This is a genomic window from Roseateles sp. DAIF2, assembly GCF_015624425.1.
GTDB lineage: Bacteria > Pseudomonadota > Gammaproteobacteria > Burkholderiales > Burkholderiaceae_C > Kinneretia.
This window is the reverse complement of record NZ_CP049919.1, coordinates 5,071,670-5,088,468: the sequence shown is the minus strand read 5'-3', so window position 1 is coordinate 5,088,468 and position 16,799 is coordinate 5,071,670. Positions and strand designations below refer to the sequence as shown.

Below are 16,799 nucleotides of genomic sequence, written 5' to 3'. Positions count from 1 at the left end.
GCTCAGGCGCCCAGCACGCCGGTGCGCACGCAGTTGCGGCCGTCGCGCCGGGCGCTGACCAGGCCCGCCTCGGCGCGGGCCATCAGCTGCTTGACGTCATCGCCGCCGCGCAGCGCGGTCAGGCCCATGCTGATGCTGACTCGCAGCTCCTGATGCTGCGGCGTCCAGTCATGGCCCTGCACCGCGCGGCGCAGGCGCTCGCAGACGGTGCGGGCGGTCGACAGCTCGACATCGCTGAGCACCAGCACCAGGGTCTCGCCGGCATGGCGCAGCGCCAGATCCTTGGCGCGGCTGTGCGCGCGCAGCAGCGCGCCGATCTCGCGCAGCACCGCATCGGCCAGGCCCGGCGTCAGCGCCAGCCGGCCCGGCTGCAGCGGGTCCAGCTCCATGCGCACCAGGCATAGGCCGCGCTTCGTGCCAATGGCCTGGGCCATCATCGCCGGCAGGCGCTGCTCCATCGCCTGGGCATTGGCCAGGCCGGTCAAGGTGTCGAGCAGGCCATCGTCGGCGCCGGTCTCGATGCCGCGCGCCAGGCGCTGCTGCAGGCCGTCGACCACCAGCCGGTGAAAGCGCCGGTAATGCTGCAGCGCCAGCGCATGCTCGCCGGCCGCCGCGCAGCGCTCGCTCAGCTGCTCCAGCGCCTGGGCCGCCAGCGCACGGGCGGGCTCGGCCTGCGCGCCGTCCAGCAGCGGCTCGGCCAGGGCCAGGCATTGGCTCGCCTCGCCCGCGCTCAGGGCCGCCTGGGCCGCCGTCAGGACGGCCGTCATGTCAGTGCTCGCTTCGGGCTGGGCGGGCGTGCGCGCTTGCATGTCGGGACTGTGTAGGGGATGTAACAACAGTCGGAGGATAGCGCGATTCGCCCCCGTGCGGCCGCCCCAACAAATGCAACAGGCCCCGTACCGGCCCGCAACGGCGCCGATACCGCGGCCGCCGACGATGCCGACCTCATTGCATTGTTGGAGAGACTGATGTCCATCACCCCGCGCCAGGTCGCCCAGGTCCGTGCCAGCTTCGCCCGCGTCGAGGCGCTCGGCGAGCCGGTTGCCAGCCTGTTCTATGCCCAGCTGTTCGAGCTCGACCCCCAGCTGCGCGCGCTGTTCCGCGGCGACATGCGGGAGCAGGGCCGGCGCCTGCTGCAGATGCTGGCGGGCGCGGTCGCGCTGCTGGACCGGCCCGAGCAGCTGCTGCCGGTGCTGCGCCTGCTGGGCGCGCGGCATCAGGGCTATGGCGTGCAGGAGCGCCATTACGCCAGTGTCGGCGCGGCCCTGATCCGCACCCTGGAGCAGGGCCTGGGCCCGGGCTTCACGCCGGAGCTGCGCGCGGCCTGGCTGGCGGTCTACGACCTGGTCAGCCGTACGATGCGCGAGGCGGCGCAACCGCTGGCCGCTTGAGGATGCGGCATTCGCTCAGACCACCAGGTCCCAGGGCTTGGACAGGCGCATCGCGCCGTTGATGATGCCCACCATCGAATAGGTCTGCGGGAAGTTGCCCCACAGCTCGCCGCTGGCCGGCGCCAGATCCTCGGACAGCAGGCCCACATGGTTGCGCCGCTGCAGCAGGGCCTCGAAGATCTCGCGCGCCTCCTCGGTGCGGCCGATGCGCGCCAGCGCGTCGATGCGCCAGAAGGAGCAGACGTTGAAGGCGGTCTCGGGTCGGCCGAAATCGTCCGGCGCCTCGTAGCGGCGCATGAAGGGGCCGTCGCACAGATGCTTCTCCAGCACCTCGACCGTGCTGACGAAGCGCGGGTCGCGCGGGTTGATGAAGCCGACCTCGCACATCAGCAGCACGCTGGCGTCCAGGTCCCGGCCGCCGAAGCTCTCGGCGAAGGCGCCGCGCTGCTCGTTCCAGGCGCGCGCCAGGATCTTCTCGCGGATGGTGTTGGCGCGTGAGCCCCACAGCGCGGCGCGTTCGTTCAGGCCCAGCGCATGGGCGATCTTCATCAGCCGGTCGCAGGCGGCCCAGCACATCAGCGAGGAGCTGGTGTGGATGCGCGCGCGGGTGCGCAGCTCCCACATGCCGGCATCGGGCTGCTCATGCAGCAGCCAGGCCTGCTCGCCGGCGCGCTCCAGCATTGCGAAGTCGCCGGCATCGGCGCGCCGCGTCAGGCGGTGATCGTGGAAGGCCTGCGAGGCGCCCAGCACGATATTGCCGTAGACGTCATGCTGGAAATGCTCATGCGCCTGGTTGCCGATGCGCACCGGCCCCATGCCGCGGTAGCCGCGCGGCGCGCCGGGGCCCTCCAGCAGGCGCTCCGGCAGCGCCGCCTCCAGCCCGATGCCGTAGAGCGGCTGCACATGGCCCTGGGTGCTGCGCACCACGTCCTGCAGCCAGCGCAGATAGTCCTCCATCGTGCCGATCTCGGACAGGCTGTTGAGCGCGCGCACGACGAAGAAGGCGTCGCGCAGCCAGCAGTAGCGGTAGTCCCAGTTGCGCTGGGTGTTGGGCGCCTCCGGGATGCTGGTCGTGACCGCCGCGATGATCGCGCCGGTCTCCTCGAACTGGCACAGCTTGAGCGTGATCGCGGCGCGGATCACCGCCTCCTGCCATTCCAGCGGCAGGGCCAGGCGCGAGGTCCAGTGGCGCCAGTAGGACAGGGTTTCCTCCTCGAACAGGCGTGCCGTGTCCTCGATGCCGCCGCTGAGCGATTCGTCCGGCCCCAGCAGCAGGCTGACCGGGCCGTGCAGGGTGAACCAGGTCTCGTCGATCAGATAGGTCAGCGGCACATTGGTGTTGAGCCGCCAGACCCAGTCCGCGGTGACGAAGCGTAAATGATTGCTGCCGCGCGTCAGCTGCGGTTTCGTCGCGCCCCAGTCGGCGCTGGGCCGCACGATGAAGCGCACGCGCGGATGGCCGGCCACCGGCCGCACGCGCCGCACCAGCTGGGCCGGTCTGTACATGCGGTCGCGGCTGCGGTAGCGCGGCGCGAAGTCGGTCACCTCGATGCCGGCGCCCTGGGCATCGAACATCAGCGTGCGCACGATCGCGGTGCCGGGCACATACTGCTGCGTGCTCTGCACCATGCCATCGAGCTCGACGGCGCAGGTGCCGTCCAGCGCGATGCCGTCGGGCGAATCGAGCAGCGCATGGAACAGCGGGTCGGCATCGGGGCGCGGCATGCAGCACCAGACGATGCGCGCCTGCGCATCGACCAGGGCGTTGACGGCGCAGTTGCCGATCAGGGCCAGCGCCAGGCTGGCGTCGCGCGGAGTGGCGGTCATCTTCTTCCTCCTGTCGACTTGTTGTGCAAGCGGCCTGTAGCGGTCGGTAACTTGTCTTCAGTCTAAGCGATGTACATTTGGACAAATGTATTCTGAACGCGTTACACCGCAGCGGGCCCGGCCCGTCACGCTGGCGCCCATGCGATCATGATGAACACCCTGCGTCTGCAGATCCGTTTCCTGGTGCCCCTGGTGCTGACGCTGGCGGTGGCAGCCTACCTCGCCTTGCCGCTGCTGGATAGCCTGACCCTGCGCTGGTTCTCGCGCGATCTGAACCTGCGCGGCTCGCTGATCACCAACACCCTGTCCGACTCGCTCGGCGAGGCGCTGCAGGACGGGCGCGACCCGCGGCTGCAGGCGCTGTTCACCCGGGCGGTGCGCGACGAGCGCCTGTTCGCGCTGGGCCTGTGCAATCTGCAGGACCAGCTGCTGCAGCGCAGCCCGGCCTTCCCGGCGGACCTGGACTGCGCCAAGGCGCGCAACCTGTCGGTGCAGGACGTGCCCAAGCTGGGCCTGCCCGGCGGCCCGCTGCATGTCGGCGTGCACCAGGTGCAGGTGGAGGGTGCCCACGTGGCCGACCTGGTGCTGCTGCACGACCTGAGCTTCGTCGAGCGGCGCAGCCAGGACACGCAGAAATACCTGATCGCCTTCATCACCGTGCTGGGCGTGATCATCGCCTTCATCACGATGGTGGTGGCCCAGCTCAGCTGGCGCGGCTGGGTCACCGGCGCGCGCGCGCTGCTGCGCGGCGAGGGCCTGCTGACGCCGGTGCTCGGCCGCAGCGAGCTGGCGCCGCTGGCGGCCGACTTCCGCGAGCGCCTGCGCGACCTGGAGGATGCCTACCGCCGCTCGCTGGACCGCGACGACCATTGGGACGCGGAGCGCCTGCGCGCGCTGCTGCGCGCCCAGCTGCGCGGCGACGAGCTGATCGTCGTCTCGAATCGCGAGCCCTACATCCACGACCGGGGGCCGGACGGCATCAGCTGCAAGCGCCCGGCCTCGGGCCTGGTCACCGCGGTGGAGCCGGTGATGCGCGCCTGCTCCGGCACCTGGATCGCCCATGGCAGCGGCAGCGCCGATCGCCAGGTGGTCGACAAGCAGGACCGGGTCAAGGTGCCGCCGGGCAGCCAGGACTACACCCTGCGCCGCATCTGGCTGACGGCCGAGGAGGAGCAGGGCTACTACTTCGGCTTCGCCAACGAGGGCCTGTGGCCGCTGTGCCATGTGGCCCATGTGCGGCCGGTGTTCCGCGAGTCCGACTGGCAGGCCTACAAGCTGATCAACGAGCGCTTCGCCGACGCGGTGGTGGCCGAGGCGCGCAGCGAGGATCCGGTGGTGCTGGTGCAGGACTACCATTTCGCGCTGCTGCCGGCGCTGATCCGCAAGCGCCTGCCGCGCGCCACCATCCTGACCTTCTGGCATATCCCCTGGCCGAACCCCGAGTCCTTCGGCATCTGCCCCTGGCGCGCGGAGTTGCTGGAAGGCCTGCTGGGCAGCACCATCGTCGGCTTCCACACCCGCTACCACTGCAAGAACTTCCTGGAGACGGTGGACCGCTATCTGGAGGCGCGCATCGAGCATGAGCATTCGATCGTCACCGCCAACAAGCAGAGCACCCTGGTGCAGAGCTACCCGATCTCGATCGCCTGGCCCGACGAGGCCGAGCGCGCCGCCTGGCCGCTGGTCCCGGACTGCCGCACCGAGGTGTTCGCGCGCCTGGGCCTGCCGCCGGAGCTGAAGCTGGCGGTCGGCGTGGACCGCTTCGATTACACCAAGGGCATCCTGGAACGCATCCATGCGGTCGAGCGCCTGCTGGAGAAGCATCCGGAATGGATCGGCCGCTTCAGCCTGGTGCAGGTGGCCGCACCCTCGCGCAGCGAGCTCGAAGAGTACAAAGCCTTCCAGCAGCGCATCCACCAGGTGACCGAGCGGGTCAACGCCCGCTTCGGCCGCGGCGACTACCGGCCGGTGCATCTGCTGGCCGAGCACCATGACCAGGCCGCGCTGAACCGGCTCTACCGCGCCGCCGATGTCTGCGTCGTCACCAGCCTGCACGACGGCATGAACCTGGTCTGCAAGGAATTCGTCGCCGCGCGCGACGACGAGCAGGGCGTGCTGGTGCTGAGCCGCTTCGCCGGCGCCGCCGCCGAGCTCAACGAGGCGCTGATCGTGAACCCCTACCACGTCGAGGAAAGCGCCGATGCGCTGCACCGCGCGATCTCGATGCCGCTGGCCGAGCAGCGCGAGCGCATGGCGAACATGCGCATGACGGTGCGCGACGACAACGTGTTCCGCTGGGCCGGCCGCATGCTGGCCGACGCGGCGCGCTGGCGCCTGCGCGAGCGCATCGACGCGCGCGTGCTGAGTCACACCAGCGAGGACGATGCCTTGACCGAGAAATAAGCAGTCGCAGTAGCAGTACCCAGGAGACCCCGTCGATGCGTTACCTCTTCAGTCCGGCCGGCGAACGTGCCCTCGCGCAGCTGATGCGCCAGCGCGCGCTGCTGGCCTTCGATTTCGACGGCACCTTGGCCCCGATCGTCGCCCGGCCCGACGATGCCCTGGTGCCCATCGCCATCCAGCGCCGCCTGACCGAGCTGGCGCGGCTGCGGCCCATCGCGGTGGTCACCGGCCGCAGCGTCGCCGATGCCCGGCCGCGCCTGGGCTTCGAGCCCAGCTACCTGATCGGCAACCATGGCGCCGAGGGCCTGGCCTGGCGCCATGACGACGCGGCGCTGGACGCGCTGCGCGAGCGCCTGGCCGAGGCCGGCCCGGCGCTGCGCGCCGCCGGCGTGCAGCTGGAGGACAAGGGCCTGTCCCTGGCCCTGCATTACCGGCTGGCGCGCGACCGCGCCCAGGCCCAGCAGCTGATCGCCGAGCTGCTGGAGCGGCTGCCGCCCGAGCTGGCCAGCTTCGGCGGCAAATGCGTGGTCAATGTGGTGCTGAGCGCCGCGCCGGACAAGGGCGTTGCGGTCGAGACCCTGCTGCACCACAGCGGCTGCGAGACCCTGCTGTTCGTCGGCGACGATGTCAACGACGAGGCGGTGTTCGAGCGCGCCAAGCCGCATTGGCTGACGGTGCGCATCGGCCCGGAGCCGCAGGGCAGCCAGGCGATGTTTTTTCTGGCCTCGCATGCGGAGATGGCCGCGCTGCTTGAGAAAATGCAGCAGGCCCTCATCAGTCCATCCCCGCCTCCCGAGCCATGACAACAACAACAGGTCGCCGCGCCGCCGCCACGCCGGCGCAGGTGCTGCGGCGCTTTCGCCAGGTCTTCAATGCCGTGCGCGGCCATTTCGCGCAGATCGAGAAACGCACCGGCCTGGGCGGCGCCCAGCTCTGGGCCCTGTCCATCGTGCGCGAGCGCCCGGGCATCGGCATCGGCGAGCTGGCGCGCGCGATGGACGTGCATCAGTCCACCGCCAGCAATCTGGTCAAGGGCCTGGTGCAGCGCGAGTTGCTGCTGGCCGAGAAGAACAGCCTGGACCGCCGCGTCGTGCAGCTGCAGCTGATGCCGGCGGCGCTGCGCCTGCTCAAGCGCGCGCCGGGCCCGGTCGAGGGCGTGCTGCCGCAGGCCCTGCAGGCGCTCGACGCCGCCACCCTGCGCCGCCTGGACCAGGACCTGGGCCGGCTGATCAGCGAGCTGGGCGTCGACGAGCGCGGTGCCGGCATCCCGCTGTCGCAGCTCTGAGCGCTTGGCGCTACCGCGCCTCGGTCAGCTCCTTGATGCGCGCCACCAGCTCGGCCGGCGTGAAGGGCTTCTCCAGCAGCGCGCAGCCGGTCTCGTGCAGGAACTCGGCCGCGGCCGGGCTCAGGGTGTCGCCGGTGATGATCAGCATGCGGGTGGCCAGCGCCGGCCAGCGTTCGCGCATCACGCGCCACAGCGCCGCGCCGTCCATCTCGGGCATGCGCAGGTCGCTGACCACGGCCTCGAAGCGGGCGGTGTCCAGCAGCTCCAGCGCGACCCGGCCGGACTCGGCCGTCGCGACCTCGTAGCCGGCCTGCTCCAGCGCCTCGCGCAGCATCGCGGCCAGATCGGCCTCGTCGTCGACCACCAGCAGGCGCAGCTGGCGCGGCGGGTTGCTGATCGGCGCCGGCGCCGGGCCGGGCATCGGGCCGCTGCCGCCGGCCAGCGGCAGGCGCAGCAGGAAGCTGGCGCCGCGCGGCGCCTCGTCCTCCAGCAGCAGCTCGCCGCCATGCTCGCGAGCCACGCCGCGCGCCACCGCCAGGCCCAGGCCGGTGCCCTGCAGCTCACCCAGGCCGTCGCCCTTGGTGGTGAAGAAGGGCGTGAAGATGCGCTCGCGCAGCGTGGCCGGCACACCCGGGCCGTTGTCGGCGACGCGCAGCCAGACCCAGGCGCCGTCGGCCTCCAGCCCGGTGGCCAGCGCCAAGCGGCGCTCGCCCGCCTGGCTGGCCAGGGCCTGCTGCGCATTGACGATCAGGTTCATCACCAGCTGGCCCAGCCGGTCCGGATCCGCCGGCAGCTCGGGCAGGCTGTCGGCCAGCGCCAGCTCGAGCCGGATGCCGTTGCTGCGCAAGCCGTAGCCGAGCAGCTCCAGCGCGGCGCGCACCAGCTCGTTGAGCGGCACCGGCTGGCGCGTCTCGGGCTTGGCGCGCGCCATGTTCAGGAAGGTGCGCACGATGCGGCCGCAGCGCTCGGCCGCGTCGCGGATGCGCCGCGCGTCGTCGGCCAGCGCGCCCTGGCCGGCCGCCTTGCCCTCCAGCAGCGCGGCGCGGCCCAGCACGATCGACAGCGGGTTGTTCAGCTCATGCGCGACGCCGGCCAAGAGGCTGCCCATCGCGGTCAGCTTCTCGCTCTGGCGCAGCGCCTCGCGCTGGCGCTCGATCTCGGCCTGGGCCAGGCGCTGCGCGCTGATGTCGTTGATGAAGGCGGTGTAGTGGTGGTCGCCGTCCACGTCGGTGCGCGCCAGCACCATCTCGATCGGGAACTCGCGGCCGTCGGCGCGCAGGCCCACCATCTCCAGCCGCTCGCCGGCGCGCTGCATGCGGCCGCTGCCGGCGCGCGCCAGGCCTGCCGCATGGGCCGGGCGCAGCCGCTGCGGGATGATCAGCTCGCCCACCGGCTGGCCGATCACCGCGGCGCGCGTGCGGCCGAACATCGTGGCCGCCGCGGGGTTCCATTCGGCGACCCGGCCCTGCCGGTCGGTCGTGATGATCGCGGCCAGCGCATGGTCGACGATGGCGGACTTGGTGGCCTCGCTGCGGCGCTCGCGTTCGCGCGCCTCGCGCTGCGCCGCGAAGGTGGCGCTGATCACCCGCACCCAGGGCTGCCAGCGCGGGCTCAGCGCCGGCTCGGGCGCGAGCGGGTCGCGCGACTTGTCCGACAGGTAGCGCATCACCGCCAGCGCCGGCTCGATCACCCGCTGGCGCAGCAGCCATTGGCCCAGCAGCACCAGGGCCAGCAGCGCCAGCGCGATCAGGCCGAAGGGCAGCAGCTCGGGTGCGATCTGGGCCAGCAGCGCGCGCTCGCGCTGCGCGGCTACCAGGGTCCAGGGCGCGCTCTGCAGCGGCAGCGCCACCAGGCGCCAGCCGCCATCGGCGCCGGCATGGCCGTCTGCGGCGCGCGCGGCCGCCAGCGCCGCGGGCTCCGGGGCCGCGCCGGCGTCGGCGCTGCGCGCCAGCACCTCGCCCTGTTCGCCCAGCAGCCACCAGGACGCACCGGCCGGCGCCGCGGCGGCCGCCGCGCGGCTCAGGCTGTCCAGGCGCAGCTCGGTGGCGACCAGGCCGCGGAAGCTCTCGCCGGCGTAGACCGGCGCGCCATGCACCAGCAGGCCCTCGTCCGGGCGCGGCAGCCAGAAGGCGCGCTGCGCACTGTTGGCCTCGGGGCGGGCGGCGCCGAACTCGGGCCGCGCGTACCAGGCCTGCAGCGCCAGGCCCCAGTCCGGCCGGCCCAGGCCCTGCGCCACCTGGGCGCTGGGCAGCCAGGGGTAGAGCAGGGCATGGGTCTCGGGCCAGGCCAGGTGGTAGCTGCGCGCCAGGTCGGCATGGCGGTTGTGGGCCGGCTCGGTCAGCGCGGCGAAGGCCTGCAGCCGCCACAGCGCCGCCGCATCGGGGCGCTTGGCGCCGGGCCACAGCAGCTGGGCCAGGCCGGGGCGCAGCAGCTGTGGCAGCTCGTCCAGGGTATGGCCCATCGCGTCGTGCTGCAGCGCCTCGGCCAGCAGGGCGTCGGGCGCGCGCGCCGCGGTGATCAGCTCGCGCTCGACGAAGCGGCGCAGGTCCAGCACATGCTCCTCGGCATCGCGCGCCAGCGCCTGCAGCGCCGCATGCTGCTGCGCGGCGCCGCGCTCCAGCCCCGCCACCGCATTGCGGTGCGCCGACAGGCCATGGCCCAGCGCCAGCAGCAGCACCAGCGCGAGCAGCGGCAGGCTGACCAGCCACAGCAGGCGGCGGTAGCGGCGCAGCAGCGCGCTGGCGCTGGCGGCCAGCGGATCGGCGGCCGCCTCAAGGGGCATGTCCATGGACCTCCTCCTGGGCCAGCCGTCGCACCGCGGCCAGCAGATCATGGGGCTGGAAGGGCTTCTCCAGCGCCGGGCAGGCGCAGTCGCGCAGGAACTCGGCCGCGGCGGGCGACAGGATGTCGCCGGTGACGAACAGCATGCGCTCGGCCAGCGGCGGCTGCAGCGCGCGCACCGCGCGCCACAGCTCGGCGCCGTCGACCTCGGGCATGCGCAGGTCGGAGACGATGGCGTCGAAGCGCGCCTCCATCAGCAGGGCCAGCGCCACCGCGCCGGACTCGGCGGTCGCGACCTCGTAGCCGGCGCCCTCCAGGGTCTCGCGCATCACCTCGGCCAGCTCGGCCTCGTCGTCCACCACCAGGAGGCGCAGCGGCGCGGCCTCGGCCTGCTCAGCCGCGGCCGGCAGCGCCTCGGCCCCGGGCTCGCCGCTGATCGGCAGGCTGAGGCGAAAGCTGGCGCCGCGCTCGCCGCCGCTCTGGGTCTCCAGCACCAGATCGCCGCCATGCTCGCGCACCAGCGAGCGCGAGACCGAGAGGCCCAGGCCGGTGCCCAGGCCCTCGGCCTTGGTGGTGAAGAAGGGCTGGAACAGCTGCTCGCGCACCTCGGGCGGCACGCCGGGCCCGCTGTCCTGCACGCGCAGCCAGATGCGCGGCTCGCGCGCGGCCTGGCCCTCGCGCCGCGTCTCGACGCCGGTGGCAACGACGATGCGGCGCGGCTCCTCGCGTCCGCCCGTCGGCACCAGCGCCTGCTGCGCGTTGACCAGCAGGTTCAGCAGCACCTGGCCCAACTGGTCGGCATCGCCCATCAGCTGCGGCAGGGTCGGGTCCAGGCGCAGCTCCAGCGCGATGCCATGGCTGCGCAGGGTGTAGCCCAGCATGTCGGCGGCGGCGCGCACGATGTCGTTGAGCGCCAGCGGCGCGCGGCGCGTCGGCTTGGCGCGCGCCATGTTCAGGAAGGTGCGCACGATGCGGCCGCAGCGCTCGGCCGCCTCGCGGATGCGCTGCGCATCGTCGCGCAGCGGGCTGCCCGCCAGCTTGTCCTCCAGCAGGTCGGCGCGGCCCATCACGATCGCCAGCGGGTTGTTCAGCTCATGCGCGACGCCCGCCAGCAGGCTACCCATCGCCGACAGCTTCTCGGTCTGGCGCAGCGACTCGCGCTGGCGCTCGATCTCCTGGCGCGCCTGCAGGCGCTCCGAGATGTCGACCAGCGAGGCGGTGTAGTGCACCTCGCCGCCGACCTCGCTGCGCCACAGCACCATCTCGACCGCGAACTCGCTGCCGTCGCGGCGCAGCGCCTGCATCTCCAGGCGCCGGCCCAGCAGCGCGCCGCCGGCGCCGGCGCGCAGGCGCGCCAGGCCGGCATGGTGGGCGGCGCGAAAGCGCGGCGGCACGATCAGCGTGGCGACATCGGCGCCGCGCACCTCGGCCAGCGCGCGGCCGAACATCGCCTCGGCCGCCGGGTTGAACTCGACCACGCGGCCCTGCGCATCGGTCGAGACCATCGCCTCCAGCGCATGGTCGAGGATGGCCGACTTGCGAGCCTCGCTCAGGCGCTCGCGCTGTAGCGAGTCGTGCTGGCGCGCGAAGGTCTCGCGCAGCCGGTCGACCCAGAGCTGCCAGCGCGGCCCCAGCGCCGGCGGCGGCGCGCGGTGGTCGCGCGACAGCTCGCGCAGATAGCTCAGCAACCGGCTGGCCGGCAGCACGAAGCGGCGCGCCAGCAGCCATTGGCCGATCGCCAGGGTCAGCAGCAGGGCCAGCGCCAGCGCGGCATTCGGCAGCAGGCTGGGCAGGATGCGCTCGCGCAGCGCCGACGTCGGCGTGGCCGAGACATAGCGCCAGGGTGCGCCCGCGCGGCCGGCGCTGACCAGCACCCAGTCGCCGGCCTGGCGCGGCCCGGCCACGTCCAGCGCCAGCGCGGCCAGCTCCGGCGCGACGCGCTCCTGCCAGCGCCGCCGCACATGCTCGTCGCCATGGCCGGGGCCGCTGGGGCCCTGCAGCGGCCGGCCGGAGTCGGCCAGCACATGGCCGGCCGCATCGACGATCCAGGCCAGCTCGCCGGGCCGGGCCCATTGCGCGACGCTGGCCTGCAGGCCGTCGAGGCGGAAGTCCAGCGAGACCTCGCCGACCAGCTCGCCGCCGGCGAACACCGGCGCGGTGTGCGACACCACCAGATGCCCGGCCAGCTGGCTGGCATAGGGCGAGCCCCAATGCGAACCCTGCTCGGGCCGCGGCGTGCGCGCCAGGCGGGCGCGGGCGCGCTGCGAGGCCAGCGCGCGCACCGGGGCCAGGTCTTGCATGCGCGCCAGGCCCATGCTCTGCAGGATGCTGTCGGTGGCGATCCAGGGGTAGCCGAAGGAGGTGTTGACGTCGATGCCGGCGAACCAGGTGGCCTCGAAGCCCGGCGCGCGCTGGTGCGCGACGCGGGCCTGGGTGACGAAGGCGGCGGCGCGCCTGAGCCAGGCCGGCTCGAAGGGCCGGTCGTCCAGCGCCGACCACCAGACCTGACCCCAGCGCTCGCCGGCCGCGGCATCGGGGATCGCGACCCCGTCGGGCCGGCCGCCGCGGTGCTGTGGCGCCAGCGCCCGGACCAGCGCCGGGCCGGGATCTGGCGGGGCGTCCCACAAGGTTTCCATCAGCCGGCGCAGGTCCTGCACATGGTCCATGGCCGGGCGCGCCAGCAGCTGCAGGTCCTGGGCATGCTGCTCGGCGGCGCGTTGCAGCTCGGCCTCGGCCTCGGCCATGCGCTGGCGGTACTGCAGGCCGCTCAGCACCAGCAGCAGCAGCGCCATCGGCGCGGCGAACCAGACCATCAGCCGGCGCGTGGCAGCCAGCTGGCGCAGCGCGGGGTCCGCGTCGGCCGCGGCCGCGTTCCTCATCAGGCGCTGACGAAGACGTAGCCTACGTTGCGGATGGTCTTGAGGACTTCGGGCTTGTCGGGGTTGCGCTCGACCTTGCGGCGCAGCCGCATGATGCGCAGGTCGATCGAGCGGTCGAACACGTCCCAGCCGCGGTTGTGGGCCTGCTCCATGATCTGGTCGCGGTTCAGCGGCCGGTTCGGGTTGCGCGCGAACAGCGCCAGCAGGTCGTACTCGGCCGCGGTGATCGCGATCTCCTGACCGCCGCCGTCCCAGAGCTTGCGCTCGTCCAGGTCCAGCGCGCACAGGCCGAAGGCGATGCGCCGGCCCGGCGGCAGGCTGGGCCTGATGGAGGTGGCCGCCGCCGCGGGTTCGGCCGCGGCGCCGCCCTGGGTGCGGCGCAGCACCGCGCGCACCCGCGCCAGCAGCTCGCGCAGGTCGAAGGGCTTGGCGACATAGTCGTCGGCGCCCAGCTCCAGGCCGACCACCCGGTCGACCGCGTCGCTGGCGGTGGTCAGCATCAGGATCGCGACCTGGGGGTGGGCCTCGCGCAGCCAGCGCGCCAGCGACAGGCCGTTCTCGCCCGGCATGTTCAGGTCCAGCAGCGCCAGCTCGGGGCGCTGCTCGGCCAGCAGCGCGCGCGCCTGCGCGGCATCGGCCGCCGCCCGCACCGCGAAGCCCTGGCGGCCGAAATATTCGGCCAGCAGCTCGCGCAGCTCGGCTTCGTCGTCGACCAGCAGCAGGGAGGGTGGCGTCGGCAGGCTCATGGCGGGGCGCTCGGGGCGGGAAGGGCGGACCGCGCCATCATGCCAAAGCGCGGCCGTCCGCAACACCGGCCAAACCCCGCAGCAGCGCGCCGGCCAGGTCGGGGTCGGCCTCGGGGCCCAGCAGCTCGACCAGGTCCTCGGCGAAGGCCTCGCTGCGCACCAGCACGGGGCGGGTGTCGACGAACTGCAGCTCCTTCAGGCGCTGCTGGGTGCGCTCCTCGGCGCGGAGCATCGCCGCATGCTGCTGCAGCCGGATCGTCACCTGACCGGCCAGCAGGCGCTCGCAGGCGGGCCAGATCGGGGGGGCGATGTCTTGCTGCGGCATGGTCGTCTCCTGAGGGTGAGGCGTCACTGTGGCTGGGGCAGGTATCAGGAGGGTTTCCCGGCGCCGCCTGTTTGTTTCATTTGTTGCCGCAGCGCGCGGCCAACGCCTTGCGTCAAGCGGGGTTGTTCGCTGCGCGCGATCAAGACCCGCTGGCTAAGATGGTCCGAAGATCCTCGCCCAGTTCCCGCCGTCCCAGGAGTCCGCCCGCCATGTCCACCCCCCCGCTCGATCCCGCCCTGCTCGCCGCCGCCCCGATCGCCTCGCCGGCCTCGCTGCCGGCCCAGGACATCAGTGCCGAGGTGCTGCTGGAGAAATACGCCAAGGGCGAGGAGCGGACCCTGGACGAGCTGCGCCTGCGGGTGGCGCGCGCGCTGGCCGAGGCCGAGGCGCCCGAGCAGCGCCAGGCCTGGGCCACCCGCTTCCTGGATGCGCAGCGGCGCGGCTTCATCCCGGCCGGGCGCATCCTGTCGGCCGCCGGCACCGACCTGGCCGCGACCCTGATCAACTGCTTTGTGCAGCCGGTCGGCGACTCGATCGCCACCGTCGAGGACGGCGCGCCGGGCATCTATACCGCGCTGACCGAGGCGGCCGAGACGATGCGCCGCGGCGGCGGCGTCGGCTACGACTTCAGCCGCATCCGGCCCAAGGGCGCCTGGGTCGGCTCGACGCGCAGCCATGCCTCGGGGCCGGTCAGCTATATGCGCGTGTTCGACCGCAGCTGCGAGACGGTGGAGAGCGCCGGCAGCCGGCGCGGCGCGCAGATGGGCGTGCTGCGCTGCGACCATCCGGACATCGAGGAGTTCATCCACGCCAAGGACCAGGGCGACCTGCGCAACTTCAACATCTCGGTCGGCGTCACCGATGTCTTCATGGAGGCGGTGCTGGCCGGCACGGCGGTGGAGCTGGTGCACCGCGCCGAGCCCGCCCAGGCGCAGAAGGAGGCCGGCGCCTACCAGCGCGCCGACGGCCTGTGGGTCTACCGCAAGACCCCGGCGCGCGCGCTGTGGGATCAGGTCATGCGCAGCACCTACGACCATGCCGAGCCGGGCGTGCTGTTTCTGGACCGCATCAACAACGACAACAACCTCTACTACTGCGAGACCATCGAGGCCACCAATCCCTGCGCCGAGCAGCCGCTGCCGCCCTATGGCTGCTGCTGCCTGGGCTCGGTCAATCTGGCGCTGTTCGTGCGCGATCCCTTCGGTCCGGACGCGGCCTTCGACGAGGCCGGCTTCGCCGAGGTGTGTGCGGTCGCGACCCGCATGCTGGACAACGTGCTGGACGTGACGCCCTGGCCGCTGCCGGCCCAGGCGCAGGAGGCGCGCAACAAGCGCCGCATCGGTTTGGGCTTCACCGGCCTGGGCGACACCCTGGTGATGCTGAACCTGCGCTACGACAGCGAGGCCGCGCGCGAGCAGGCGCGCCGCATCAGCGAGATCATGCGCGACGCGGCCTATGCGGCCTCCAGCGATCTGGCCGCGGAGAAGGGCGCCTTCCCGCTCTTCAATGCCGACCTGTACCTGTCCGGCGGCAACTTCGCCTCGCGCCTGCCGCAGGCGCTGAAGGACAGGATCCGCGCCCAGGGCCTGCGCAACTCGCACCTGCTGTCGATCGCGCCGACCGGCACCATCAGCCTGGCCTTCGCCGACAACGCGAGCAACGGCATCGAGCCGGCCTTCAGCTGGGCCTACACGCGCAAGAAGCGCCTGGGCCAGGCCGAGGGCGGCGGCTTCAAGGAATACCAGGTCGAGGACCATGCCTGGCGCCTGTACCGCCATCTGTTCGGCAGCGAGGCCGCGCTGTCCGGCGCCTTCGTCACCGCGCTGGAGCTGAGCGCGGCCGACCACGCGGCGATGGTGGCCGCGGTGGCGCCGTACATCGACACCTCGATCTCGAAGACGGTCAATGTCCCGGCCGACTATCCCTACGCGGACTTCCAGGACCTCTACACCCAGGCCTGGAAGAGCGGGCTGAAGGGCCTGGCGACCTACCGTCCCAACAGCGTGCTGGGCTCGGTGCTGAGCGTCGAGGCCGCGCCCGCGGCCGCCAAGGTCGAACCGCTGCAGCCGCTGGATGCCAGCAACGCGCGGCTGAAGCTGGAGCGCCTGCCCAAGGCCGTGTTGGCCTCGCTGCGCTGGCCCAGCCGGCCCGAGCTGCCCGGTGGCAACCCGGCCTGGAGCTACATGATCCGGCACCCGCATGGCGACTTCGCGCTCTTCGTCGGCGAACTGCCGGCCGAGGGCCCGGACGCCGGCCTGTTCGGCAAGAACCTGCCCTTCGAGGTCTGGGTCAATGGCGCCGAGCAGCCGCGCGGCCTGTCGGCGCTGGCCAAGACCCTGTCGATGGACCTGCGCGCCAACGACGCGGCCTGGCTGCGCCTGAAGCTCGATGCGCTGGCCACGGTGGCCGAGGAGCGCGCCTTCCAGATGCCGGTGCCGCCCGGCGGCGAGCCGCGCCTGTTCCCGGGCGTCGTCGCCGCCACCGCCGCGGTGATCCGCTGGCGCTGCGAGCAGCTCGGCGCGCTGCAGGAGGGCGGGCCGACGCCGGTGATGGACGCGATGTTCAGCATCGATGAGCCGCGTACCACGGTCTCCGGCACCCTGGCCTGGGCGGTCGACGTCGACAACCCGGCCACCGGCGAGCAGTTCACCCTGACCCTGAAGGAGGTCAGCCTGCCGACCCCCGAGGGCGGCCATATCACGCGCCCCTGCGCCCTGGGCTTCTCGGGCAACTACCCGAAGGCGCTGGACGGCCTGGCGCGCGCGCTGTCGCTGGACATGCGGGTGCTGGACCCGGCCTGGATCGGCATGAAGCTGCGCAAGCTCTTGAACGTCGGCGAGCCGCTGGCGCATTTCATGGCGCCGGTGCCAAGTCTTGCCGGCGAGCGCCGCCAGCAGATCTGGCCCTCGACGATCGCCTATGTCGCGCGCCTGATCATCCACCGCTACGCGATGCTGGGCGTGCTCGACGAAACGGGCCAGCCGATCACCGCGATGGGCCTGCTGCAGGCGCCGCAGGTCAACAAGACCGCCGCCGCGCCCGGCGCCAGCATCCAGGCCATGGCCGGCAAGCCCTGCCCCGAATGCGGCAACGCGACCATGATCCACAAGGACGGCTGCGATTTCTGCACGGCTTGCGGGTATGTGGGGCAGTGCGGTTGAG

At 72.6% G+C, this 16,799-nt stretch carries 11 protein-coding genes; 5 read left to right on the top strand and 6 right to left on the bottom strand.

The features are described 5' to 3' along the window. Window positions 1–2: 2 nt before the first annotated feature. Window positions 3–767: a GGDEF domain-containing protein gene (locus G8A07_RS23435; RefSeq protein ID WP_195794336.1), complete on the bottom strand. Its 765-nt coding sequence runs from the start codon at window positions 765–767 to the stop codon at window positions 3–5. 201 nt (window positions 768–968) lie between these two features. Here G8A07_RS23435 and G8A07_RS23430 point away from each other — a divergent pair, with 201 nt between their 5' ends. Continuing rightward, entirely contained in the window at window positions 969–1,391 is a 423-nt protein-coding gene (locus G8A07_RS23430) for a globin family protein (RefSeq protein ID WP_213086195.1), read from the top strand. Window positions 1,392–1,406: 15 nt separating this feature from the next. On the opposite strand, the gene G8A07_RS23425 is transcribed toward G8A07_RS23430, so the two are convergent. Further along, complete coding sequence (locus G8A07_RS23425; protein WP_195794335.1) at window positions 1,407–3,218, bottom strand: glycoside hydrolase family 15 protein; 1,812 nt, start codon at window positions 3,216–3,218, stop codon at window positions 1,407–1,409. A 150-nt stretch (window positions 3,219–3,368) separates the two neighbouring features. Here G8A07_RS23425 and G8A07_RS23420 point away from each other — a divergent pair, with 150 nt between their 5' ends. Genes G8A07_RS23420 through G8A07_RS23410 form a run of 3 tightly spaced genes read left to right on the top strand, consistent with a single transcriptional unit; the run spans window position 3,369 to window position 6,906 of the window. Next, window positions 3,369–5,621 (top strand): trehalose-6-phosphate synthase, encoded by a 2,253-nt coding sequence (locus tag G8A07_RS23420; RefSeq protein WP_195797933.1) that lies wholly within the window; start codon window positions 3,369–3,371, stop codon window positions 5,619–5,621. A 35-nt stretch (window positions 5,622–5,656) separates the two neighbouring features. After that, window positions 5,657–6,424 carry a trehalose-phosphatase gene (gene otsB, locus G8A07_RS23415; RefSeq protein WP_195794334.1) on the top strand — a complete coding sequence of 256 codons (768 nt, stop codon included), beginning with the start codon at window positions 5,657–5,659 and terminating at the stop codon, window positions 6,422–6,424. After that, window positions 6,421–6,906 carry a MarR family winged helix-turn-helix transcriptional regulator gene (locus G8A07_RS23410; RefSeq protein ID WP_195794333.1) on the top strand — a complete coding sequence of 162 codons (486 nt, stop codon included), beginning with the start codon at window positions 6,421–6,423 and terminating at the stop codon, window positions 6,904–6,906. Before otsB ends, G8A07_RS23410 begins: the two co-directional genes overlap by 4 nt. A gap of 10 nt (window positions 6,907–6,916) precedes the next feature. On the opposite strand, the gene G8A07_RS23405 is transcribed toward G8A07_RS23410, so the two are convergent. Genes G8A07_RS23405 through G8A07_RS23390 form a run of 4 tightly spaced genes read right to left on the bottom strand, consistent with a single transcriptional unit; the run spans window position 6,917 to window position 13,637 of the window. After that, window positions 6,917–9,694, bottom strand: a complete 2,778-nt coding sequence (locus tag G8A07_RS23405; RefSeq protein ID WP_195794332.1) for an ATP-binding protein — start codon at window positions 9,692–9,694, stop codon at window positions 6,917–6,919. Continuing rightward, entirely contained in the window at window positions 9,678–12,566 is a 2,889-nt protein-coding gene (locus G8A07_RS23400) for an ATP-binding protein (protein ID WP_195794331.1), read from the bottom strand. The genes G8A07_RS23405 and G8A07_RS23400 overlap by 17 nt, the downstream gene beginning before the upstream one ends. Next, entirely contained in the window at window positions 12,566–13,312 is a 747-nt protein-coding gene (locus G8A07_RS23395) for a response regulator (protein ID WP_195794330.1), read from the bottom strand. Before G8A07_RS23395 ends, G8A07_RS23400 begins: the two co-directional genes overlap by 1 nt. Before the next feature lie 37 nt (window positions 13,313–13,349). After that, entirely contained in the window at window positions 13,350–13,637 is a 288-nt protein-coding gene (locus tag G8A07_RS23390) for a hypothetical protein (RefSeq protein ID WP_195794329.1), read from the bottom strand. A 209-nt stretch (window positions 13,638–13,846) separates the two neighbouring features. Between G8A07_RS23390 and G8A07_RS23385 the strand changes: the two genes are divergently transcribed. After that, window positions 13,847–16,798, top strand: coding sequence for an adenosylcobalamin-dependent ribonucleoside-diphosphate reductase (locus tag G8A07_RS23385; protein ID WP_195794328.1), 2,952 nt, complete (start codon window positions 13,847–13,849; stop codon window positions 16,796–16,798). Window position 16,799: the final 1 nt, after the last annotated feature.

Coding starts and splice junctions, on each gene's coding strand:
- G8A07_RS23435 (WP_195794336.1), bottom strand. CDS start 767: ATGACGGCCGTCCTGACGGCGGCCCAGGCGGCCCTGAGCGCGGGCGAG.
- G8A07_RS23430 (WP_213086195.1), top strand. CDS start 969: ATGTCCATCACCCCGCGCCAGGTCGCCCAGGTCCGTGCCAGCTTCGCC.
- G8A07_RS23425 (WP_195794335.1), bottom strand. CDS start 3,218: ATGACCGCCACTCCGCGCGACGCCAGCCTGGCGCTGGCCCTGATCGGC.
- G8A07_RS23420 (WP_195797933.1), top strand. CDS start 3,369: ATGAACACCCTGCGTCTGCAGATCCGTTTCCTGGTGCCCCTGGTGCTG.
- otsB (WP_195794334.1), top strand. CDS start 5,657: ATGCGTTACCTCTTCAGTCCGGCCGGCGAACGTGCCCTCGCGCAGCTG.
- G8A07_RS23410 (WP_195794333.1), top strand. CDS start 6,421: ATGACAACAACAACAGGTCGCCGCGCCGCCGCCACGCCGGCGCAGGTG.
- G8A07_RS23405 (WP_195794332.1), bottom strand. CDS start 9,694: ATGGACATGCCCCTTGAGGCGGCCGCCGATCCGCTGGCCGCCAGCGCC.
- G8A07_RS23400 (WP_195794331.1), bottom strand. CDS start 12,566: ATGAGGAACGCGGCCGCGGCCGACGCGGACCCCGCGCTGCGCCAGCTG.
- G8A07_RS23395 (WP_195794330.1), bottom strand. CDS start 13,312: ATGAGCCTGCCGACGCCACCCTCCCTGCTGCTGGTCGACGACGAAGCC.
- G8A07_RS23390 (WP_195794329.1), bottom strand. CDS start 13,637: ATGCCGCAGCAAGACATCGCCCCCCCGATCTGGCCCGCCTGCGAGCGC.
- G8A07_RS23385 (WP_195794328.1), top strand. CDS start 13,847: ATGTCCACCCCCCCGCTCGATCCCGCCCTGCTCGCCGCCGCCCCGATC.